Origin of the sequence: Halorarum halophilum (assembly GCF_013401515.1) — an archaeon.
Taxonomy (GTDB): Archaea; Halobacteriota; Halobacteria; order Halobacteriales; family Haloferacaceae; genus Halorarum; species Halorarum halophilum.
Genome location: NZ_CP058529.1, coordinates 2,604,117 through 2,624,191, shown reverse-complemented (window position 1 = coordinate 2,624,191; position 20,075 = coordinate 2,604,117). Strand labels below are relative to the sequence as shown.

Annotated in this window: 21 protein-coding genes; 9 read left to right on the top strand and 12 right to left on the bottom strand. The window is 69.9% G+C overall.

The features are described from left to right. Nucleotides 1-25: 25 nt before the first annotated feature. The 3 genes from mdh to HUG10_RS13190 all read left to right on the top strand — a co-directional run bounded on the left by mdh (nt 26) and on the right by HUG10_RS13190 (nt 2,282). A complete protein-coding gene (gene mdh / locus HUG10_RS13200; RefSeq protein ID WP_179170020.1) occupies nt 26-940 on the top strand; it encodes a malate dehydrogenase in 915 nt (304 codons plus the stop codon). Between the two features lie 71 nt (nt 941-1,011). Next, nucleotides 1,012-1,923: a CPBP family intramembrane glutamic endopeptidase gene (locus tag HUG10_RS13195; RefSeq protein ID WP_246310138.1), complete on the top strand. Its 912-nt coding sequence runs from the start codon at nt 1,012-1,014 to the stop codon at nt 1,921-1,923. 155 nt (nt 1,924-2,078) lie between these two features. Further along, the gene (locus HUG10_RS13190) at nt 2,079-2,282 is read left to right on the top strand and encodes a DUF7569 family protein (RefSeq protein WP_179170019.1); all 204 of its coding nucleotides are present in this window, start codon (nt 2,079-2,081) and stop codon (nt 2,280-2,282) included. On the opposite strand, the gene HUG10_RS13185 is transcribed toward HUG10_RS13190, so the two are convergent. From HUG10_RS13185 to HUG10_RS13175, 3 genes are all read right to left on the bottom strand, one after another. Further along, a complete protein-coding gene (locus HUG10_RS13185) occupies nt 2,279-2,464 on the bottom strand; it encodes a hypothetical protein (protein WP_179170018.1) in 186 nt (61 codons plus the stop codon). The two genes, HUG10_RS13190 and HUG10_RS13185, sit on opposite strands and share 4 nt — an antisense overlap. Nucleotides 2,465-2,526: 62 nt before the next feature. Continuing rightward, complete coding sequence (locus tag HUG10_RS13180; protein WP_179170017.1) at nt 2,527-4,656, bottom strand: S9 family peptidase; 2,130 nt, start codon at nt 4,654-4,656, stop codon at nt 2,527-2,529. A 100-nt stretch (nt 4,657-4,756) separates the two neighbouring features. Further along, a complete protein-coding gene (locus HUG10_RS13175) occupies nt 4,757-5,920 on the bottom strand; it encodes an NAD(P)/FAD-dependent oxidoreductase (protein WP_179170016.1) in 1,164 nt (387 codons plus the stop codon). Between the two features lie 151 nt (nt 5,921-6,071). Between HUG10_RS13175 and HUG10_RS13170 the strand changes: the two genes are divergently transcribed. The 3 genes from HUG10_RS13170 (at nt 6,072) to HUG10_RS13160 (ending at nt 10,492) form a co-directional block, all read left to right on the top strand. Then, complete coding sequence (locus HUG10_RS13170) at nt 6,072-7,196, top strand: TAXI family TRAP transporter solute-binding subunit (protein WP_179170015.1); 1,125 nt, start codon at nt 6,072-6,074, stop codon at nt 7,194-7,196. 96 nt (nt 7,197-7,292) lie between these two features. Beyond that, on the top strand, nt 7,293-7,787 hold the full coding sequence (locus HUG10_RS13165) for a DUF1850 domain-containing protein (protein ID WP_179170014.1): 495 nt from the start codon (nt 7,293-7,295) through the stop codon (nt 7,785-7,787). Further along, entirely contained in the window at nt 7,784-10,492 is a 2,709-nt protein-coding gene (locus HUG10_RS13160) for a TRAP transporter permease (RefSeq protein ID WP_179170013.1), read from the top strand. The genes HUG10_RS13165 and HUG10_RS13160 overlap by 4 nt, the downstream gene beginning before the upstream one ends. 113 nt (nt 10,493-10,605) lie before the next feature. On the opposite strand, the gene HUG10_RS13155 is transcribed toward HUG10_RS13160, so the two are convergent. The 6 genes from HUG10_RS13155 to HUG10_RS13130 form a co-directional block, all read right to left on the bottom strand. Further along, a complete protein-coding gene (locus HUG10_RS13155) occupies nt 10,606-11,235 on the bottom strand; it encodes an IMPACT family protein (protein WP_179170012.1) in 630 nt (209 codons plus the stop codon). 30 nt (nt 11,236-11,265) lie between these two features. Then, on the bottom strand, nt 11,266-11,805 hold the full coding sequence (locus HUG10_RS13150) for a hypothetical protein (protein ID WP_179170011.1): 540 nt from the start codon (nt 11,803-11,805) through the stop codon (nt 11,266-11,268). 90 nt (nt 11,806-11,895) lie between these two features. After that, entirely contained in the window at nt 11,896-13,065 is a 1,170-nt protein-coding gene (locus HUG10_RS13145) for a zinc-dependent alcohol dehydrogenase (protein ID WP_179170010.1), read from the bottom strand. A 13-nt stretch (nt 13,066-13,078) separates the two neighbouring features. Beyond that, complete coding sequence (locus tag HUG10_RS13140) at nt 13,079-13,861, bottom strand: SRPBCC family protein (RefSeq protein WP_179170009.1); 783 nt, start codon at nt 13,859-13,861, stop codon at nt 13,079-13,081. A 160-nt stretch (nt 13,862-14,021) separates the two neighbouring features. After that, a complete protein-coding gene (locus HUG10_RS13135; RefSeq protein WP_179170008.1) occupies nt 14,022-14,612 on the bottom strand; it encodes a hypothetical protein in 591 nt (196 codons plus the stop codon). 275 nt (nt 14,613-14,887) lie between these two features. Then, nucleotides 14,888-15,388 carry an amino acid-binding protein gene (locus tag HUG10_RS13130; protein ID WP_179170007.1) on the bottom strand — a complete coding sequence of 167 codons (501 nt, stop codon included), beginning with the start codon at nt 15,386-15,388 and terminating at the stop codon, nt 14,888-14,890. A 300-nt stretch (nt 15,389-15,688) separates the two neighbouring features. Here HUG10_RS13130 and HUG10_RS13125 point away from each other — a divergent pair, with 300 nt between their 5' ends. Beyond that, a complete protein-coding gene (locus HUG10_RS13125; protein ID WP_179170006.1) occupies nt 15,689-16,462 on the top strand; it encodes a hypothetical protein in 774 nt (257 codons plus the stop codon). Between the two features lie 36 nt (nt 16,463-16,498). Here HUG10_RS13125 and HUG10_RS13120 read toward each other — a convergent pair whose 3' ends face one another. Together HUG10_RS13120 and hisB are read right to left on the bottom strand one after the other, a co-directional pair. Continuing rightward, on the bottom strand, nt 16,499-17,029 hold the full coding sequence (locus HUG10_RS13120; protein WP_179170005.1) for a GNAT family N-acetyltransferase: 531 nt from the start codon (nt 17,027-17,029) through the stop codon (nt 16,499-16,501). Between the two features lie 184 nt (nt 17,030-17,213). Next, entirely contained in the window at nt 17,214-17,804 is a 591-nt protein-coding gene (hisB, locus tag HUG10_RS13115; protein ID WP_179170004.1) for an imidazoleglycerol-phosphate dehydratase HisB, read from the bottom strand. 226 nt (nt 17,805-18,030) lie between these two features. Here hisB and HUG10_RS13110 point away from each other — a divergent pair, with 226 nt between their 5' ends. Then, on the top strand, nt 18,031-18,183 hold the full coding sequence (locus HUG10_RS13110; RefSeq protein ID WP_179170003.1) for a hypothetical protein: 153 nt from the start codon (nt 18,031-18,033) through the stop codon (nt 18,181-18,183). Between the two features lie 32 nt (nt 18,184-18,215). Here HUG10_RS13110 and hisA read toward each other — a convergent pair whose 3' ends face one another. Beyond that, on the bottom strand, nt 18,216-18,944 hold the full coding sequence (gene hisA, locus HUG10_RS13105) for a 1-(5-phosphoribosyl)-5-[(5-phosphoribosylamino)methylideneamino]imidazole-4-carboxamide isomerase (RefSeq protein ID WP_179170002.1): 729 nt from the start codon (nt 18,942-18,944) through the stop codon (nt 18,216-18,218). 207 nt (nt 18,945-19,151) lie between these two features. Between hisA and HUG10_RS13100 the strand changes: the two genes are divergently transcribed. Then, a complete protein-coding gene (locus HUG10_RS13100; protein ID WP_179170001.1) occupies nt 19,152-20,018 on the top strand; it encodes a CheF family chemotaxis protein in 867 nt (288 codons plus the stop codon). Nucleotides 20,019-20,075 lie beyond the last annotated feature (57 nt).

The following is a 20,075-nucleotide window of genomic DNA, read 5'->3' as shown; positions in this document are numbered from 1 at the left end:
AATTTCGGGCCGCAGTTTACGTGGTATGACGAAGGTTAGCATCATCGGCGCGGCAGGGACCGTGGGAGCCGCGGCCGGCTACAACCTCGCGCTTCGGGACATCGTCGACGAGCTCGTGTTCGTCGACATCCCGGACCAGCGGGAGACGACGGTGGGACAGGCGGCGGACACGAACCACGGCATCGCCTACGACTCGAACACCACGGTCGTCCAGGGCGAGTACGAGGACACCGCCGGCTCCGACGTGGTCGTCATCACGGCGGGTATCCCGCGCCAGCCCGGCCAGACGCGCATCGACCTCGCGGGCGACAACGCGCCCATCATGGAGGACATCGGCTCGTCGCTCGCCGAGCACAACGACGACTTCGTCTCCATCACGACCTCGAACCCGGTCGACCTGCTGAACCGCCACCTGTACGAGGCGGGCGACCGCGACCGGCACAAAGTGATCGGCTTCGGCGGCCGGCTCGACTCCGCCCGGTTCCGCTACGTCCTCTCGGACCGCTTCGACACGCAGGTCAAGAACGTCGAGGCGACCATCCTCGGCGAGCACGGCGACGCGCAGGTACCCGTCTTCTCGAAGGTCCGGATCGACGGCCGCGACCCCGAGTTCTCCGGCGACGAGAAGGAGGAGATCCTCGGCGACCTGCAGGAGTCCGCGATGGACGTCATCGAGCGCAAGGGTGCGACCCAGTGGGGCCCGGCGACGGGCGTCGCCCACATGGTCGAGGCCGTGCTCTACGACACCGGCGAGGTGCTCCCGGGGTCGCTCAAACTGGACGGCGAGTTCGGACACGAGGACACCGCGTTCGGCGTGCCGGTCAAACTCGGTTCGAACGGCGTCGAGGAGGTCGTCGAGTGGGACCTGGACGACTACGAGGTCGACCTGATGGACGAGGCGGCCGGGAAGCTCTCCGACCAGTACGAGAAGATCGCGTAGCCACCCGTCGCGGCGGTTCCCGTCCGGTTCTTCGGTGGATTCACGTCTCCCCGCCGAGAGGCGTCACCGACGTGGTCCTCGAAACCCGCCGCCTCGGCGTCTTCCTGGCGGTCACGTTCGGAGTTTCCTGGGCGACTGCCGGGGCCATCTACGCCACCGGCGGCCTCGTCGACAGCCCGACAGTGCTCGGCCCACTCACGCTCGCGAGCGTCCTGCTCCCGACGACGTACATGTTCGGTCCGGCGGTCGGAAACGTCGTCGCGCGCGTCGCGACGGGCGAGGGTCGAGCGAACCTCCTGCTCTCGCCGGACGCGACGGGACATCTCCGGACGTACGCAGCGATGTGGTTCGCGCCCCTCGTCCTCACCGTCCTCGGTGCTATCGTCTTCTTCGCCGCCTTCCCCGACACGTTCGATCCGTCGATGCGCGCGTTCGTCGACTCGCTCGGTGCCGCCGGCGCGACCGACCTCGACCCGACGACGCTCGTCCTCGTCCAGGTCGTCGCCGCCGTCACGGTCGCCCCCCTGCTCAACGGCCTGTTCGCGTTCGGCGAGGAGTTCGGCTGGCGGGGCTACCTCCTCCCGAAACTGCTCCCGCTCGGCGCCCGCCGGGCGGTTCTCCTCCACGGAGTCGTCTGGGGCGTCTGGCACTGGCCGCTCATCGCGATGGGGTACGAGTACGGTTTCGGCTACACGGGGTTCCCGTGGACCGGGTTCGTCGTCTTCCTCGGCTTCACCCTCTCGCTCGGGATCGTCTTCGCGTGGGCGACGCTTCGGGAGGGGAGCGTCTGGCCGGCCGCGATCGGACACGGCGCGGTGAACGCCGTCGCGGGGCTCGCGGCGCTGTTCGTGCAGGGGAACCCGAACCCGTTGCTCGGGCCGCTCCCCGTCGGGCTGCTGGCGATGCTGCCGTTCGCCGCGATCGCGGTCTGGCTGCTGCTGCGCTCGCCGACGTTCGCTGGGAACGCGACGCTCGGCACGTAGGTTCAAGTACGAAATCCCGACCAGTCGCCCCGTGACCTGAGTTCGGTCGCGGCGGGGCACGCGGGTGCGCGGTCTCCCCCGTCGCGATGCGGTCGGACCGCCTGCAAGCCCTCCCGGAGGCAACGCCTATATCCCTCCCTTCCGCACGGCTCGCCATGGCAGACTCCTGCGACGCGTGCGGCGACGAGGTGGCGGACGCGCTGGCGCGCATCGTCCGGCTCTCGGTCGACCGCTCGACGGTCGACGAGCAGCGGCTCTGTCCGGGATGCTTCGCCGACTGGATCGAGCGCTACGAGACCGAGATGACCAGCGAGGCGCCCGTCACCGTCGACGGGGACGGCGACATCATCGTCGACTAGAGCTCCACCGAACACGTCGTCCCGAGCGCCAGCCCCGCGTCGTCGATGTGGGCGGCGAGACAGCCGTAGTTGCAGAAGGGTACTTCATCGCCGTCGGCGACGTCCTCCCCCCACTCACGTACGGAGATCGGATCGTGATCGGTCACGTCACAGCCGCAGTACGCGCAATCGGTTCCGTTCATTGTGGCTGGAACGCGCGCGAACGGCAAAAAGGATCGAACACGTCGAACGCAGGTCGGAGGACCTACTCGTCGCCGTTCTTCCCGCTCCCGTCGTCCGCGTCCGCCTCGTCGTCCTCGCCGGCGCTCAGCCCGTCGTTCTCCGGCCGGTCGAGCGCCCGCTCCGCGTCGTGGTACGACGAGTAGCCGTCGAACCAGCGCGCCATGCGCTCGATGCGGTCCACGATGTGAGCCGGTTCGCCGGACCGGGACAGCTCGTGCCCCTCGCGCGGGTACCTGACGAGCCGCGTCTCCGTCCCCTGCTTGCGGAGGATTCGGTGGAACAGTTCGGCCGTGTTCGCCGGCGTCCGGAAGTCCTGATCGGAGTGGAGTACGAGCGTCGGCGTCGTCACCTCGTGCGCGTTCGCGACCGGCGACTGCTCCCAGAGGAACTCCGGCTCCCCCCACGGCGTCGTGTCGTAGTCGCCCTCTAGGAGCTTGTACGCGCCGTCGGTCGAGCCGTAGAAGCCGGTGAAGTCGTAGACGCCGCGCTGGGAGACGGCCGCGCGGAAGTAGTCGGTCTGCCCGACCGTCCACGAGGTCATGTAGCCGCCGAACGAGCCGCCGGTGAGGAAGACCTCGTCCTCGTCGACGTAGTCACGCCCGGCGACCGCCTCGACCCCGGCCAGCACGTCGGTGAGGGTGACGTTCCCCCAGTCGCGCTCGATGGCGCTCATGTACTCCTCGCCGAAGCCGGTCGAGCCGCGGGGGTTCGACCAGAAGACGACGTAGCCGCGCGCGGCGAGCGTCTGGAACTCGTGCCACATCGTCCCCGAGGTGGTCCACATCGCGTGCGGGCCGCCGTGGATCTCCGCGACCATCGGATACCGCTCCGGTTCCGCGGACTCCGTCCGCTCCTCCGAGGCGCTTCGTGCCTCGCTCTCGTCGAACTCCGGCGGCACCAGAACCCACCCTTCGACGGGACCCCGTTCGGACTCGAACTCGACGGGTTCCGGCTCCGGAAGCACCACGCCGTCGAGGTACTCGGCGTTCAGGTTCGACAGCCGACGCTCCTCGCTCCCGTCGGCTACGCCGCCTCCGTCTCCCCCGGGGACGAGTACGAAGACGTCGCCGGGGTGGTCCCACTCGGACTTCGTGATCGCCACCACATCCTCCCCCACGTGCGCGCCGTTGACCTCCCCGCCGCGGTAGAGTCGCTCCGGGGTCTCGCTCGCGTCGCCGGGTGCCGACCAGAGCGCGCTAGCCCCCTCGTCCGGCGTCGAGAAGTACACCGTCTCGCCCTCCGGGCCCCACTGCGGTGCCGCCTCGTGACCGAGGCCACGATCGATGTCGGCCGTGACGTCGTACACCTCGTCGGCCGCGCGGTCGTAGACGTGGAGTTCGGTCGGCCTGAGGGACGCCTGTTCCGGTTCGGTGTAGAGGCAGGCGACGCGCTCGCCGCTGGCGGTGAGGGCCATCCTGAAGCCCGTCGTCTCGTGGACGCGCTCGGCGTCGTCCTCGTCCGTGTCGTGAGCGACGACGCTGAACCGGTAGTTGTCGTCCGGGTCCTCGCCGAGGTCCTTCGCGGCGTAGAACAGGGTCCCCTCGTCTCCCCACGTCGGCGTCGAGTGGTCGACGTCGCCGTCGGTGAGCCGGTCGATGTCGCCCGATTCGACGTCGAGCACGTAGACGTGCGATCGCTTCCCGTCGAAGTACTGCTGCCCGGAGCGGAACACGGTGCGGTCGATGACGCGCGGGTCCGGTTCCTCGGGGTCGTACTCCTCGGGCACCTCGAGGTCGCGCCCCTCCTCGCGGTCCTCGGCCGTGACCGCCTGGACGAACGCGATCCGGCTCCCGTCCGGGCTCCACTCGATGCTCGAAACGCCGCCGACCACGTCGGTGACCTGCTCGGCCTCGCCGCCGTCCAGCGGGAGCACCCAGAGCTGCTGTGTGTCGTCGTCTTTCCCGCGCGTGGAGGTGAACGCGAGCCGATCGCCGGAGGGCGAGAACCGCGGTTCGGCGTCGTTCCCCTCGACGAGGGTGAGCCGCCGGGGCTCCTCGCTCCCGTCGGTCGGCGCGACGTACACCGTCGACTCGTAGGACTCGTCGTCCTCGGGGACGGTCCGCACGAACGCGACCCGTTCGCCGTCCGGCGCGACCCGGGGGTCGCTCGGCTTGGCGATGTCGTGGTAGTCGCTCGCCTGGATTCGATCCATACCGCGGGCCTCGGAGTGCCGGCGGAAGAACGTTCGGAACCCGGAAGCCCTGGACCGCCGACTACGACCGTGGTCGACTCAGTGCGGGCCGCTTCGATCGCTACCGAAAGCGCGCGGGGTCGAACGCCGACAGGTCCGCGTCCGGGTCGACGCCCCGGACGAGGTCGGCGACGACCTTCCCGCTGTAGGGGCCGAGCGTGAGCCCGGTCGGTCCGTGGCCGGTCGCGAGGAAGGCGCCCGCCACGTCGGGCGTCGGGCCGAGGATCGGGAGGCCGTCGCGGGCGACCGGCCGGAGGCCCACCCTGGTCTCGACCGGCTCGGCGTCCCGGAGACCGTCGGCGACGCGGAGCGCCTCGCCGTACACGTCGTGGAGGCCCTCGAGCGTGGCGCGCGGCACGAATCCGGTGCCGTCCTCGCGGGTGGCCCCGACGGCAACGCGGCCGTCCGGCCAGGACACCATGTACTTGTGTCGGAACGGGCTGACGATGGGCCAGCCCGCGGTGTCGGCGTCGACCGCGAGGTGGACAATCTGTCCGCGCTGTGGTTCGACCGGAACCTCCAGCCCGAGCGCGTCGCCGAACGTTCCGGACCACGCGCCGCCCGCGACGACGACCGCGTCGAAGTCGCGGGAGTCCCCGTCGGCGACGACGCCCGTGACGGCTTCGTCCCCAGTGCCGCCGGCGCCGTCGTCTTCCGTCCGGATATCGGTCACGTCCGCGTGTTCTACGGCGAGGCCGTGGGACTCACCGGCGGTCCGCAACGCGGCCGCGAAGGCCCGCCCGTCGACCCGCGCCTGGTCGCGGTACACCATCGCGCGCTCGGCGTCGCTCAGCGGGGGGAACAGGTCGCGGGCCTCGTCGATGGAGAGCTCCTCGAACGTCCCCGGTTCGGGGGTGCCGTACTCCTCGGCGCGTCGCTCCGTCCGGCGCTTCGCCCGTTCGAACGGGTCGACCTCGTCCGCGTCGACGGCGACGCTCAGGAGGTCGGCCCGGACGTACCCGTGGTCGGTCGCGCCGTCGGCCTCCAGCGCGGCGACGAGGTCGGGGTAGTGGTCGGCCGCCTCGACGGCGAACTCGAACCACGGCACGGAGCCGGTCCGACTGCTGGTCGCGGGGGCGACGATGCCGGCGCCGGCGTCTGTCGCCCGCCCCTCGTCCCGGCGATCGAACAGGGTCGTCTCCACGCCCTCGCGAGCGAGGTGGTACGCCACGGCCGAGCCGACGATGCCGCCGCCCACGACGGCGACGGCGTCCGGGTCGCTCATGGGGACCGGTGGAACTGCTCCCCCGTGAAGCTACGTCCCCCCGTGTCGGACTGCCGGGTTTTCGAGCGGCCGTGGCACTTGTTGTCATTTGTTACCCAAACTTCCAGGATGAAGGGACACTGCTAAATATTCGCCGACAGCAATTGAACGTATGGCTCGTTATCTCGATCGGCGGAAGTTTATCGCAACGACCGGGACCGTCGGCCTCCTCGGCCTCGCCGGCTGCAGCGGTAACGGTGGCAACGGCGGAAACGGCGACGACGGCGGAAACGGTGGCAATGGTGGCAACGGCGGAAACGGCGACGACGGCGGCAACGGCGGCAACAACCAGCTATCCTGGCACGCCGGCGGGACCGGTGGGACGTACTACCCGCTGTCGAACCAGTTCAAGCAGATCGTCGACGGGAACACCGACTACAGCCTACAGGTGCAGTCGACGGGTGCCAGCGTCGAGAACGCCGGCAGCCTCGGCAACGGCAGCGCGGACTTCGCGCTCCTGCAGAACGACGTCGCCTACTTCGCCGTCAACGGCGAGGGCATCGAGGCGTTCCAGGGGAACGCGATCCCGAACATCCGGGGCGTCGCGACGCTGTACCCGGAGACCATCCACGTCGTGACGCCGGCTAACTCCGACGTCGAAACGATCCAGGACCTCGAAGGGAAGACCGTCAACACGGGCGACCTCGGAAGCGGGACGCAGGTCGACGCGAAGCAGATCCTCGACGCGGTCGGCATCCAGGACTACACCGAGCAGAACACCGACTTCTCGCAGGCCGCGGAGCAGGTCCAGAACGGCGACGTCGACGCGGCGTTCGTCGTCGGCGGATGGCCGGTCGGCGCCATCGAGGACCTCGCCACCAACAGCGACATCCGGCTCGTCGAGATCTCCGGCGACGCCCGCCAGCAGGTCAAGGACGCGGGGTCGTACTTCGCCGACGACGAGATCCCCGCCGGCACCTACGACGGCATCGACGAGGCCGTCCAGACGGTCGCCGTGCAGGCGATGATCGCGACGAACGCCGACCAGTCCGAGGAAGTCGTCGAGGCGGTCACCGCGGCGATCTTCGACAACACCGACCAGCTGAACATCAAGCAGGAGTTCATCACCGCCGACACCGCTCAGGACGGCATGTCCATCGAACTCCACCCCGGCGCGCAGGCGTACTTCGACTCGGCCGGCGGCGATACCGGCACCGGGACTGACGGTACCGAAACGGGCGCCACGGAGACCGGTACCACCGAAACCGGCACCACCGAGACCGCCACCGACAGCTAATCGGACCGCCGAGCACCCCGAAGACCGCTCACCGTCCGCGGTTTCCCCACTCGTACAGATGAGTTTCCGACCGACGACGCGTTCTTCGCACCGGCCATGAGCGACCGTCTCGGAGGGCGGTCGCTCGCGTTCGCGCTCGCCACGCTTCTCGTCCTCGTCGCCGTCGGCGGCGCCGCTGCGGTTCAGTCCGAGCGCGTCCTCGTCGTCGAAGACGCCGACACGGGCGAGCGACTGCTCACCGAACCGGTCGAGAACGGGACGACGGTGACGCTCGCGTACGATCACAGCGTCGAGGGGAGCCCCGTCCGCGACGTATACGCCGTCCGCGGCGACCGGCTCGTGATGACGCGCATGGAGTTCGCGTCGTACGGCTGGGGGTTCCCGGCGCAGGCGAACGTCACCCGCGAGAACGGGAGCTTCGTCTCCCGACCCGACGACGTGCGGCTGTCCGAACTGTACGTCTCGCCCGGCGACGTCGCCGACCACAGGCTCCTCGTCGGTGACGAGACGTACGACCTCGTCGCGCTCTCGGACGGCACGGTTCGGATCCACCTCGAACGCCGCAGTACACTACAGCGACTCACGCCATGACTGTCGACGACACCCAACCCCAGGACGACGAACTCTCCGATGAGGAGAAACAGGAACTGCTCGATGAGCTGGAACGCAAGCGGAGCCTCCGCGGCGCCGGCGCCGTCGTGGTCGCCGTCGTCGGCGTGCTCTTCTCCGCGTTCCAGATGTGGCTCGCTGCGCGCGGGTTCATCTTCGAGGTGACGCTGCCCGTCCTCGGGACGGTCCGCCTCGCCGCGCTCCAGCAGCTCCAGATCCGCGCGATCCACGTCGTCTTCGCGCTCGTCCTCGCCTTCATGCTCTACCCGCCGACGTCGGCCGACGGCTTCTTCGCGCGGCGGCTCGCGCGCGTCGTTCCGGGGCTCGAACGCCGCTTCGGGTCGACCCACCCGGCGACGCGGGCGGCGACCGGCGTCCGCTCGGGCGTTCGCTGGGCCGTCGCCGACCCGGGACGCGACCGCATCACGCCCGTCGACCTCGTCCTCGTGCTGTTCTCGGTGGCGACGGCGGCGTACATGATCACCGACTACGACGAGATCCAGACGATGCGGTCGCTCGGACTGAGCTTCGGTCGACCCATCGGCGAGGCGGTACCGTATCTGGCCCCCGTCGTCGACGTCGTCGCGGCGCTCGGGATTCCGCTCGACGAGGTGTCGTACGCCTTCGTCCTCGGCGTCGTCGGCATCCTGCTCGTCCTCGAAGCGACGCGGCGGACGCTCGGAACGCTGCTGATGTTCATCGTCTCCTCGTTCATCCTCTACGCCCGGTACGCGGGACGCATCCCGCAGGACATCCCGTATCTCGGCATCCTCTCGACGCCGTCGGCGACGTGGCAGTCGGTCGTCCAGAACCTCTGGTACAACACCGCGAACGGCGTCTTCGGCATCCCGGTCGGCGTGAGCGTCCAGTTCATCTACATCTTCATCCTCTTCGGCGCGTTCCTCGAGATGAGCGGCGCGGGCCAGTGGTTCATCGACCTCGCCTACTCGATGACCGGCTCGCGGAAGGGCGGCCCGGCGAAGGCGAGCATCCTCTCCAGCGGCTTCATGGGGACAATCAGCGGGTCGTCGATCGCCAACACCGTCACGACCGGCGCGTTCACGATCCCGCTGATGAAGCGATCGGGCTACCGTTCGGAGTTCGCCGGCGGGGTCGAGGCGTCCGCCTCCTCCGGCGGGCAGATCCTCCCGCCCGTGATGGGTGCGGCCGCGTTCCTCATCGTCGAATTCGTCGGCGTGCCGTACGACGAGGTCATCATCGCCGCGACGGTCCCCGCCATCGTCTTCTTCTTCGGCGTGTGGGTGATGGTTCACCTCGAAGCGTCGCGCGAGGGGATCGGCGGCGTCGACCCCTCGGAACTCGTCGCCGTCGGCAAGCACCTGAAGCGCGGCTGGTTCTACCTCGCCCCCATCGTGCTGCTGCTCGTCTACCTCATCGGGATCCGGTACTCCGTCGCGCGCTCGGCGTGGTACACCATCGTCGCCATCGTCGCGCTCATCGCGCTCGTCGCCGCCTACAACGAGCGGACGCGGCTCCCGCTGCTCGGGACCATCGCCGCCCTGTTCGCGCTCGAAACCGCCGCGAACTACCTGACTGGCGCCGGGGTCGTCGGCGCGCTGACCGGCGGGGGAACCGGCGGCACGTCGCTTCGCGCCGCACTCGACGTCGCGGCAGGACAGCTCGGCACCATCATCGTCCTCGTGAGCGCGGCGTTCCTGCTCGCTCGGCCGCGCCTCCGGTCGCCGCTGCTCGAGTACGACGCCGCCGTCGACGACGCGGCGGAGAACACGGCCGAGACGTTCGGCCGTCGCTCGCTCGCCGACAACAACGCCTACCGCTTCGGCACGTTCGTGCTGAAGGCGATGGAGTCGGGCGCGCGGACGGCGACGGTCGTCGTCATCGCCGTCGCCGCCGCCGGCGTCATCCCCGGCGTCATCAGCGTGAGCGGCCTCGGGCCGAACCTCGTCTCGCTCATCGGGGCCGTCGCCGGCGACTCGCTCATCCTGCTGCTGGTCATCACCGCCATCTCCTCGATCATCCTCGGGATGGGGATGCCCACGACAGTGACGTACATCATCCTCATCGCGCTGCTGGGCGGGGCCATCTCCGAACTCGCGAACATCCCGCTGCTCGCGGCGCACCTGTTCATCCTCTACTTCGGCGTCATCGCCGACATCACCCCGCCCGTCGCCGTCGCGGCCTACGCCGCGTCCGGCGTCGCCAAGTCCGACCCGTTCAAGACGGGCGTCGAGGCGTTCTCGCTCTCCCTGAACAAGGCGATCGTCCCGTTCGCCTTCGTCTTCTCGCCGGGCATCCTGCTCATCCGCGGCGAGAGCACCGAGGAGTACCACATCATCAACCTCGCCGACGTGGCGGATCTCGGCTTCTTCATTCCGGAGGTGGTCGTCCCCATCGCCGGGGTCTTCCTCGGCGTGCTCGCGCTCGGGCCGACCATCATCGGCCACTTCTACTCGCCGGTCGACCGGGGCGCACGCCTGCTGTTCGCCCTCTCGTCGGTGCTGCTCATGGCACCGCAGATGCTACTCGACCCTGCGTTCACGCTCCTCTCGGCGGCGGGGACGAACGTCGGCGTCGAGATACTGACGCTCGACCTCGTCCTCCGCGCCGTCGGCGCGGTGATCTTCGGGATGCTCACGCTGCGGAACCGCAGGGAGATGGAGGGGGACCGCACCGAACCGACGTCGGCGACGCCGACGACCGACTGATACCCGGACGGTTCGCGGGCGACCCCCGCCCGCACGGCTGATTCTCACGGTCCGTCGGCGCCTCTGCCTCTCCCGATCGAGACTGCTCCAGAAGGGACTACTCGGTCACCCGGTCATCCGTCCCGGTCGATGTCCACGCGCCCGGACGTCGCGGAGCGGAGCCTGTCGCGGAGGGCGTTCGCGTCCTCGACGGGGACGCGGACGGCGAAGGTGACGTCGGCGTCGTAGTCGGCGTCGAACTCCACCCCGGAGCTCTCCAGGACGCCCCGGACCGTCCCCGAGTCGTCGTACTCGGTGGTGGCGGCGAACCGCTCGTGGGGAACGTCCTCGACGACGCCGGCGGCGTCGAGGCCCTCCTTGACCGCACGGGAGTACGAGCGTGCGAGTCCGCCGACGCCGAGATTCGTCCCGCCGTAGTAGCGCGTGACGACCGCGACGACGTTCCTGACGTCCCGCTGCTGGAGGACGTTCAGCGCCGGCTTGCCCGCGGAGCCCGTCGGCTCGCCGTCGTCGCTGGAGTACTCGCGGAGCATGACCTCGCCGGGGGATGCCGTTCCATCACCGGCGGGGACGCGGTACGCGGGGACGTTGTGGGTGGCGTCGTCGTACTCGTCCTCGACTGCCTCGACGAACGCCTCGGCCTCGGCGACGGTGTCGACGGGGGCGACGTGGCCGAGAAATCGCGAGCCGCGCACCTCGAACTCGGCCGACGCGCGGCCGGCGACGGTCCGGTACGGCTCCATACCCCGAGTCCGGGGCGCGGCCCCAAAGGGTTACTCGTCGGCGCGGTCGCCCGCGTGCTCGCTCGCGGCGTCGGCCGCGTCAGCGCGGGTGTCCGAAGTTGCGGCGGCGCCGGCATCCCGCGTCGAGTGCTGCGGGAGTTCCGGGTCGGCGACGAACAGCGCGAGGAAGGCGACCACCCCCACGACCTGGGCGGCGAACGCGACGAACGCGACCGGGTCGGTCGCGAGGTGTGCCGCGATCTCCCCGACCGGGTTCGTCACCTCGTGGCTCGGCACCAGCCCCCCGTGGTCGGTGAGGTGCCACCAGGCGTAGCCGACGGTGTACGCGAGCAGCACGCCCGCCGACAGCGAGTAGAGCCGCCGGTGACGGGCGCCGCGGACGATGACCGTCGCCAGCCCGACGAGCAGCAGCGCCGACGGGACGAACAGGTACGGGCGCGGGTCCGCGAACGAGAGGATGGGGAGGTACACCGCCAGTTTCGGTAGTCCCTCGAGGAGGTGGATGGCGGCGCTCACGATCGCCGCCTGCACCGCGAGCACCCGGAGCACGGTCGCCGTGCGGTCGTCCATGGCGGGTGGTGAGGCCGGGGGCGCGAAGAGGGCGTCGGTTCCGGGCTCCCGTTCGACGGACGCTCCAACCGAACCCGAACCGCACGGCCCTCAGGGCGTGAACACCGCCCTGACGCAGTTGTCCTCCTTGTGCTTGAACAGCTCGTAGCCGCGGGGCGCGTCCTCGAGCGGGAACTCGTGGGTCGCCAGGTACGACGGGTCCATCTCGCCCTCCTCGACGTGCTCCAGCAGCTGCGGGACGTACCGCTGGCCGTGCTGCTGGGCGGTCCGCACGGTGAGCCCCTTGTTCATGACGATCCCGAGGGGGAACTTGTCCATCAGGCCGTAGACGCCCAGGATCGACAGCGTACCGCCCTTCCGGCAGGCGACGATAGCCTGGCGAAGCGCCTCGCCGCGGTCGGTGTGGAGCCGGAGCGACTGCTTCACCCGGTCGTAGCTGTGGACGACACCGGTGCCGTGCGCCTCCATCCCGACGGCGTCGATGCAGGCGTCGGGGCCGCGCCCGCCGGTCATCCGCTTCAGCGTGTCGACGACGCTGTCGACCTCGGTGTAGTCGATGGTCTCGCTGCCCGCCTCATCGCGTGCCATCCGTAGCCGCTCGGGGAAGCGGTCGATGCCAATGACGCGCTCTGCGCCCATCAGGGCCGCGCTCTCCTGTGCCATCAGCCCCACCCCGCCGCAACCCCAGACGGCGACGGTGTCGCCGGGCTGGATGTCACAGAAGTCCGCGCCCATGTACCCCGTGGGCCAGGCGTCGGAGGCGAACAGCGCCTGCTCGTCGGTCAGTTCGTCGGGGACGTGGAAGCAGTTGCTGTCTGCGTGTGGCACCCGGACGTACTCGGCGTGCGAGCCGGCGTAGCCGCCGAAGGCGTGGGTGTAGCCGTAGATGCCGGCGGTCGTGTCGCCGAGCACCGGCTCCTGGAGTTCGGAGTTCGGGTTCGTGTTGTCACAGAGCGACCAGAGGTCGCCCTGGCAGTAGCCGCAGTTGCCGCAGCCGATGAACGACGGAACCACCACGCGGTCCCCCTCCTCGACCCCGTCCACCTTCCGGCCGACCTCGGCGACCTCGCCCATGAACTCGTGGCCGATGACGTCGCCCTCGCGCATCGTCGGGAGGTAGCCGTCGATGAAGTGGAGGTCCGAGCCGCAGGTCGTGGTCTTCCGCACCCGGAGGACGACGTCGCGTGGGCTGACGATCTCCGGCTCGGGGACGTCGTTCACCCGCAGGTCGTCGACGTCGTGCCAGCAGAGCGCCCTCACGAACGATCCCCCCTCACACCAGATCACCGCTCCCGCGAGCGGACGGGTTCCCCGCGAGCGTCGGGACCTCGCCAGTCTCGGCGAGGCTCTTGAAGCGGCGGAGCGTCTTGCCGACGAGCGTGTCAGGCACGACACCGAGGAGCCGCATCGCCGCGTCGCCGAACCCGCCGCCCGGCGGGTCGAACCGGACGCGGAGCGTCACCTCCGTCCCCCGATCGCCCGGCGCCGGTTCGAAGCGTATCTCGCCCTCGTTGGGCACCGACGCGCCGTCGAGCGACTCCCACCGAAGGAGTTCGCCGGGTCGTTCCTCGACGACCCGCGTCTCCCACGACAGGGTACGACCGAGTGGGCCGGGCACCGTCCAGTGCAGGCGTTCCACGCCCGCCCCGGTTACCTCGGCGAAGTGGCCCGCGATGTGCGACAGTCGCTCCGGGTCGTGCCAGACCTCGGAGAGTTCGTCCGCGGGCCTCCCGACGGTGACGGAGCGCTCGACCTCGGGCGCGTCGGCCGGCGGTCCGTGGCCCTCCCGGTCGGTCTCGCCGCCGGTGCCCTTGCCGAACGCCCGGACCGGGCGACCGCGTCCGCTGACGCCGCGGGCGAGCAGCCAGCCGCCGGCGAGCGCCATCGCGGCCCCGCCCGCCGAGCGCCGGCGGAGGCCACGGACGACGAGCGCCCCGCCGGCCGCCGCGGAGGCCACCCGCTCCCACGAGTCGAGACCTGTGGTGGGTGAACGATTCGACGTGTGTGGTTCCTCCGGCGCGCCAGCGGTCGGCACGCCCTGGGGTGGTTGTGACATTGGAAGCTCCCGTCGAGATTGGGACGCGCATACCTCGGCGACTGGGGTTGCAAGTGCAGACCCAGTAGACCGTCCGGCGCGAACGGGGTACCGACCGACACCGGGCGGCGTATCGCCGCCGGGCCATTTCGGGGGCGTTCGGGGGGCGTAGTTCCGCCGGTCAGATCGCGTAGCCCTCGTTTCGCAGGGCGAGTTCGACCGCCCGGTCGAACCGTTCCCGGAGTTCGGCCCCGAACTCCTCGACGCGCTCGTCGGCGTCCGTCGGTTCGAGCTGCCGTTCGTCCCCGTCGGCCTCCCCGTCGACGGGACGGAACGTCCGGGTGAACTTCCGCCCGTCGTTCCCGTACACGACTGCGACGACGGATCGCTCCTCCGCCTCCTCCCCCTTCCGGTCCGTCACGTTCACCCGTTCGAAGTCGGTCAGGTTCGTGCTGAGCCCGCCGGTCGCGAGCTGTTGTTCGAGCGTCTTGCGCTCCCACTCGCGCCGCTCGCCCGTCTCCTGGTCGGTCCCGATGACCGTCTCCGGGCCGATCGTCTCGATCGTCCACTTCCCGAGCGACGGGGACTCGAGTTCCTCCTCCGCTCGCGCGCGGATGTCGCCCTCCCGGACCACGTCGCCCTCCCTAACGCGGATGTACCGTGCGCTCGCGGCGGGGATGTCGATGAATATCTCGCCGACCTTTACGTTGACGAGCGTTTCCGTGCCCTCGATCGTCCGGGACTCCATCTTTCGCTCCCTGTCGGTTCCCATGAGTTCAGTCTCCCCCCGCGTTTGGACTCACGGATATCTAAGAATGGCGCCGGGTTCGTCCGCAAATCCACATACATCGTCGAGAACGTGGGCGTATCCGGACGTATCGTGTGTTACATCCGGTTGATAGATGACCGAACTCGCGGCGCCTGACGTAGCCCCGAATCGGAACTCGTTCGAGGTAATAGGTCCTGCTCGCGGTCGGATCACGCTCGCGGCGACCGCTTGCCGCTCGTGGTCAGAACACGCTCACGGCGACCGCCTGCCGCTCGCGATCAGAACTCCAGGCTCCGGACGTACGGCAACTGCCGGATCTCCACGAGCAGGTCGCCCGGGATCTCCTCGTCGGTGATGACGTACAGCTTCGGGTCGTCGGCGAACTCCGGGTCGTCCGAGAGCACCTGCCGGAGGGAGATGTCGGCGTCCGCGAGCATCCCGGTGATGTCTGCGACGATGCCCGAGGCGTCCGGGTCGCCGACCTCCACCGTCAGCACCGTGAGGTCGAGCACCGGCGCGAGGTCCATCAGGCTCGGGATCGCGGTGATGTTGCGGAAGATGCGCCGGAGCTCCTCGTCCTCCAGGATGGCGGTCGTCGTCGCGTCGACGACCCGCCGGTCAACGTCGGCCTCGCGGGCGATGCCGGTGTCCGCGATCTCGATGCCGCCGGAGACGACCCGTCCCTCGTCGTTCACGGAGAAGCCCCGTTCGAGCAACAGCCGGATGACCGTCTGCTGGCCCGGCGAGCCCTCGAACTTCCCCATGATCTCGTCGAACATCGCTGTTCGTGGTCCCGCCCCGGCGGACATAATCGTTCGGTGTTCGTCGATCGATTCCGGGTCGCGGTGAGACGGGGTCGGGATGCGAAGGGCGAACGAGCCCTACAGTCGTCGGAACGGGGTTCGCTGCCCCCCGGACGGGCAGACCGCGATGGCGTCGCCGGAGCTACGACCCTGTTCGGTCCAGCATCCCGTCGGTCGGTCGGCAACGCGCCGTCGAGGACGACCTTGCGGTTCCCTTCCCGCGTCCGCCGTGCGTACGACGGAAGACCCATACCCCCCGCGTTCGAGGCACCCCTCATGCGCGAACTCGACTGCGACTTCTGCGGCGCGCGGGCGGCCGGCGCCTACGAGGTCCTCCCCGACGAACTCGACCCCACGCCCGACGAACAGGTCCGCGTGGTGCTGTGCGGGAACTGTCGCGACACGCTCGACGCCGTGACCGCCCCGCTGCTCGCTCGACTCGGCGTCGACGACACCGATCGACCCTCCGGGGCGGCCCTCCGAGACGCGTCGCGACCGTCCGGGACCGCCGGAGACGACGAGGACGACGGCCCGGAGGACGGCGCGCAGGCGTCCGCGCGCTCCGAGAACCCCGTCTCCCCCGCCGACGACGCGGTCATCATCGACTCCGGGGCACGCCGGGAGCCGCGCTCGACCGACGATCGCCGGGGGAACGCGGACGCCGGGGCCACCGACGCCCCGCCGCAGGGGGACGAACCCGGCGGAGGAGACGACGGGGAAGACGACGACGGACGCGACGTGGGCGACGGACGCGGTGACGATGGCAGCACCGAAGGGGCCGATCGGAACGAGGACGCCGCCGCGTCCGCGAACGGCGACTCGTCCCGGAGCGGCGGGGGGACCGGCCGAGGGCGCGCCGAGGAACCGGAGGAGTTCCGGACCGTGATGCGCCTGCTCAACAACCGCGAGTTCCCCGTCGACCGCGGGGAGGTCGTCGACCTCGCGAGCGGCGCCTACGAACTCGAGACCGCCCAGGTCGAGGAGATCCTCGACTACGCGGTCGAACGCGGGATACTGTCCGACGAGAAGGGGAAGTTGACGAAGGCGTGACGTCGTCGGAAGACGTGCTACGGGGCCGTGTTCCCCTCACCGTGAGGCGATTCGCCGTCGCTCGTCTGGTTCCCGTCCGATCCCCTCGCGGGCGTAGGTGTTCTCGAGCAGCCAGTTCCCGCCGACGTTCGTCCACTGTTCGCCGGTCTTGACGAACCCGAGACCGCGGTAGAACTCGTTCCCGAGCGGGTTCTCCGCGAGGGTCTCCGCCTGGAGACTGACGATCCCTTCGGCGGCGAGCGTCGCCGCCGATTCGTCGTAGAGCGCCCGCCCGATCCCGCGTCCCCGATACCCCGGATGGACGTACATGCGGAGGATGTTCCCCGCTCGCTGCCGGAAGTTCGCCCACGCGTGCGAGAAGCCGACGACCCGTCCGTCCTCCTCGGCGACGAGGAGCAGCGTCAACGGGTCCGAGAGCGCCCGTCGGATCCGGTCGTCCGTGTACCACTCGTGGATCCCCTGCTGGAGCGACTCGCGCGAGAGGAACGGGTAGTCCGACTCCCACGAGTCCCGTGCGACGGCCTGAATCCCGCCGACGTCGTTCGGGGTCGCCAGTCGAATCCACATGGGATTCCGTTCGCTGCCGCCTTTATTAGGGGTGTTTACGGGATACTGGGCCGTTCTCGACGGTTCGACGTGGAGGGACGAGGCATCGGGTCCGTCTCCGACCACGTGGGACGGGTCGCGTTCGCAGTGGAAACTCCGGCCGTCTACACGGGACCCGCCCCGTCGGATGGGATCTCGGGGCGTCTCAGAGGTCGCCCTTCGTGCTCGGCGTGTCGCTCCGGCGCTCGTCGAGCCGCGTCGCGTCGTCCAGCGTCCGGGCGAGCGCCTTGAACAGCGCCTCGACCTCGTGGTGGGCGTTTCGACCGCGTTCGACCTCGGCGTGGAGGGTCAGGTCGGCGTTCATCGCCACCGAGTAGGCGAAGTGGCGGGCCATGTCGCTCGTGAACTCGCCGACGCGGTCCTGGGAGAACTCGCCCGTCCACTCGAAGTGCGGGCGACCGGAGACGTCGACGACGACGGCTGCGACGGCCTCGTCCAGCGGGACCCGGCGGTCGGCGTACCGGCGGATGCCCCGCTTGTCCCCGAGCGCCTCGTCGAACGCCCGCCCGAGGACGATGGCCACGTCCTCGACGGTGTGGTGCTCGTCGATCTCCAGGTCGCCGTCACAGCGGACCGTCAGGTCGAACAGGCCGTGTTTCGCGAGCGCGGCGAGCATGTGGTCGAAGAAGCCGACGCCCGTGTCGACCTCGTGCTCCCCGTCGCCGTCGATGGCCAACGTGACCTCGATCTCCGTCTCCGCCGTCTCGCGGGTGACGGCGGCCGTGCGGTCGCTCATGGGCGCTCCTCGGGGTGGCGCGCCAAGACGATTGCGGAACCGTGGGGGCGAGTGACGCGCTCGGGGCTTGCCGAGGAAACGGTCACGCGGTTCGGCCGTCAGGTCGGAATACAGCGTCCTCGACTATGGTCGGCCGTAACGTTCAAACGCCGTCCGTCGCCCGTCAGACGCGTCAGACGGCCGTCTGCTCGGGGTTCATGTCCTCGCCAGCCGTGGGTACTCGTCCATGCGCTCGGAACTTCCCGCCATGCTCGCGCTCGCCGGCGGCTCGGTCTCGATCTCCACGGCGACGGCGGTGGGGGTGGTGGCTGGGGTCGCGCTCATAGCACTCTCGACCACCTTCGCCGTCGCCGGTATCTCCCGGGTACTCGGCAACTGAACCGGGACGGAGAACGGAGGTGCGGCCGGCGCTCAGACCTCCATCGCTTCTTGCAGGGTGAACCGCTCCTCGTAGAGCGCGGTCCCGACGACGACGGCCGCCGCGCCGGCCTCCCGCAGTTCCCGGATGTCGTCCAGCGAGGCGACCCCGCCGGAGGCGACGACCGGGACGTCCACCGCGTCGACGACGCGCTCGACGGCCGCGCGGTTCACGCCCTCCAACTGGCCTTCCACGTCCACGTCGGTGAACAGGATGGCACCCGCGCCGAGGTCCTCGTAGCGCGCGGCGGCCTCCGCGGGGTCGAGTCCCGTCCCCTCTGTCCAGCCCGAGACGACGACCTCGCCGTCCCTCGCGTCGAGGCTCACCACCACGCTCCCCGGGTGGTCGGCGGAGATCTCCGCCACGATGTCGGGGGTCTCCACGGCGGCGGTGCCGAGGATGACCCGGTCGACGCCGCCGTCGAGCAACTGCTCGGCGTCGGCCGCGGTCCGGATGCCGCCGCCGACCTGCACCCCGACCTCGTCGCCGACGGCGTCCACGATGGCCGAGAGCGCCGTGGCGTTGGTCCGCTCGCCGACGAACGCGCCGTCGAGGTCGACGAGGTGGAGCGTCCGCGCCCCCGCCGCGACCCACCGTTCCGCGACCTCGACGGGATCGCCGTACCGCGACCCGGTCCCCGGCTCGCCGCCGACCAGCTGGACGGTCTCGCCGCCCTTCACGTCGACCGCCGGGACCACCTCGAACTCCGGAAAGTGCGTCATTCGCTGGGTGACGGTAGCGCGGGCGGGGGGAAAACCGTTCGTGGTGGCGGCAGGAGAGGCCGTCCAGACGCCCAGCCCATCCCCAGCCGAACGGCCGGTTCGCGGGCGCCGATCGCCGACGTTCGCGGGTCAGTCGGCCCGTAGTCGGGGTATCGATTCGGATACGGCGCCCGAAACGGTGAAGTAAACCGGGGTGTTGCGGGGATTATGAGCGAGTCGGTCGTCGCTGATTTCGTCGGTCGGTTCTTCGCGCCCGGCGTCACGGGGGACCCCCCCACCGGACGCATCATCCTCAGCCAGCGACGGCTCGTGCTCGCGGCGGACGGCCTGAAGGAGACGATCCCCCTCTCGTCGGTGTTCGACGTGAAGGTGGGACAGGTTCCCCCGGAGATGGCCGGCTACTTCAACGACACCGTCACCGTCGCCTACCGGGTCGGCGACGAGCGCCGCGTCGCCGCCATCGAGGGGTCGAACACCAACATCGACCGGTTCGGCACGGTGCTGTTCAAGGTGCTGCTCAACGGGACCGGCGTGCTCGTGCGCCACCCGGCGCGGATCGGCGGCCGGGTAACGGACGCGGCGCCGACGAAGGCGTCGCTGAAGCTCCAGCACGGGTCGCTCACCTTCGAGCGCGACGAGGGCCCGTTCACGGTCGACCTGGAGACGGTCATCTCGGTCGAGCGCGAGGACCGCGACCTGGGCAACGGCCCCCGGCCGGTCGTCACCTTCCGGCACATCGAGGACGGCACGGCCGCCACCTCCGAGGTCGGTATCGGCTCCGGCCGGAAGACGAACCTGCTCGGCCGGTACATCCGGCTGCGCTACGCGGACGTGCAGGAGGAACTGGCGGACGTCAGCCTCGACGAGGACGAACTGGAGGTGCTCGTGGCGCTCTACTCCGCCGGCGAGGGCGTCTCGCTCTCCTCCATCGTCGACATCGAGCCGCAGCGCCTCACGATGCTCCTCAACGGGCTCGCGGAGGAGGGCATCGTGGTGGACACCGACACCGGGACGAAGCTCACCGCGAAGGGCCGGGTCGTGGTTGGCCAGCGGATCGAGTCCGTGAACACCTGAGGTATCCTGGCTCCGGTTCGCAGGTCCGTTCGATCGGCGAGCGGACCGCCTCGATCG

Excerpts from the sequence above, each read along its gene's own strand:
- HUG10_RS13150 (WP_179170011.1), bottom strand. The coding sequence starts at position 11,805 with ATGGACGACCGCACGGCGACCGTGCTCCGGGTGCTCGCGGTGCAGGCG.
- HUG10_RS13185 (WP_179170018.1), bottom strand. The coding sequence starts at position 2,464 with ATGAACGGAACCGATTGCGCGTACTGCGGCTGTGACGTGACCGATCAC.
- hisB (WP_179170004.1), bottom strand. The coding sequence starts at position 17,804 with ATGAGCGACCGCACGGCCGCCGTCACCCGCGAGACGGCGGAGACGGAG.
- HUG10_RS13160 (WP_179170013.1), top strand. The coding sequence starts at position 7,784 with ATGACTGTCGACGACACCCAACCCCAGGACGACGAACTCTCCGATGAG.
- HUG10_RS13190 (WP_179170019.1), top strand. The coding sequence starts at position 2,079 with ATGGCAGACTCCTGCGACGCGTGCGGCGACGAGGTGGCGGACGCGCTG.
- HUG10_RS13125 (WP_179170006.1), top strand. The coding sequence starts at position 15,689 with ATGCGCGAACTCGACTGCGACTTCTGCGGCGCGCGGGCGGCCGGCGCC.
- HUG10_RS13110 (WP_179170003.1), top strand. The coding sequence starts at position 18,031 with ATGCGCTCGGAACTTCCCGCCATGCTCGCGCTCGCCGGCGGCTCGGTC.
- HUG10_RS13170 (WP_179170015.1), top strand. The coding sequence starts at position 6,072 with ATGGCTCGTTATCTCGATCGGCGGAAGTTTATCGCAACGACCGGGACC.
- HUG10_RS13135 (WP_179170008.1), bottom strand. The coding sequence starts at position 14,612 with ATGGGAACCGACAGGGAGCGAAAGATGGAGTCCCGGACGATCGAGGGC.
- HUG10_RS13155 (WP_179170012.1), bottom strand. The coding sequence starts at position 11,235 with ATGGAGCCGTACCGGACCGTCGCCGGCCGCGCGTCGGCCGAGTTCGAG.
- HUG10_RS13180 (WP_179170017.1), bottom strand. The coding sequence starts at position 4,656 with ATGGATCGAATCCAGGCGAGCGACTACCACGACATCGCCAAGCCGAGC.
- HUG10_RS13140 (WP_179170009.1), bottom strand. The coding sequence starts at position 13,861 with ATGTCACAACCACCCCAGGGCGTGCCGACCGCTGGCGCGCCGGAGGAA.
- hisA (WP_179170002.1), bottom strand. The coding sequence starts at position 18,944 with ATGACGCACTTTCCGGAGTTCGAGGTGGTCCCGGCGGTCGACGTGAAG.
- HUG10_RS13165 (WP_179170014.1), top strand. The coding sequence starts at position 7,293 with ATGAGCGACCGTCTCGGAGGGCGGTCGCTCGCGTTCGCGCTCGCCACG.
- HUG10_RS13100 (WP_179170001.1), top strand. The coding sequence starts at position 19,152 with ATGAGCGAGTCGGTCGTCGCTGATTTCGTCGGTCGGTTCTTCGCGCCC.
- mdh (WP_179170020.1), top strand. The coding sequence starts at position 26 with ATGACGAAGGTTAGCATCATCGGCGCGGCAGGGACCGTGGGAGCCGCG.
- HUG10_RS13130 (WP_179170007.1), bottom strand. The coding sequence starts at position 15,388 with ATGTTCGACGAGATCATGGGGAAGTTCGAGGGCTCGCCGGGCCAGCAG.
- HUG10_RS13175 (WP_179170016.1), bottom strand. The coding sequence starts at position 5,920 with ATGAGCGACCCGGACGCCGTCGCCGTCGTGGGCGGCGGCATCGTCGGC.
- HUG10_RS13120 (WP_179170005.1), bottom strand. The coding sequence starts at position 17,029 with ATGTGGATTCGACTGGCGACCCCGAACGACGTCGGCGGGATTCAGGCC.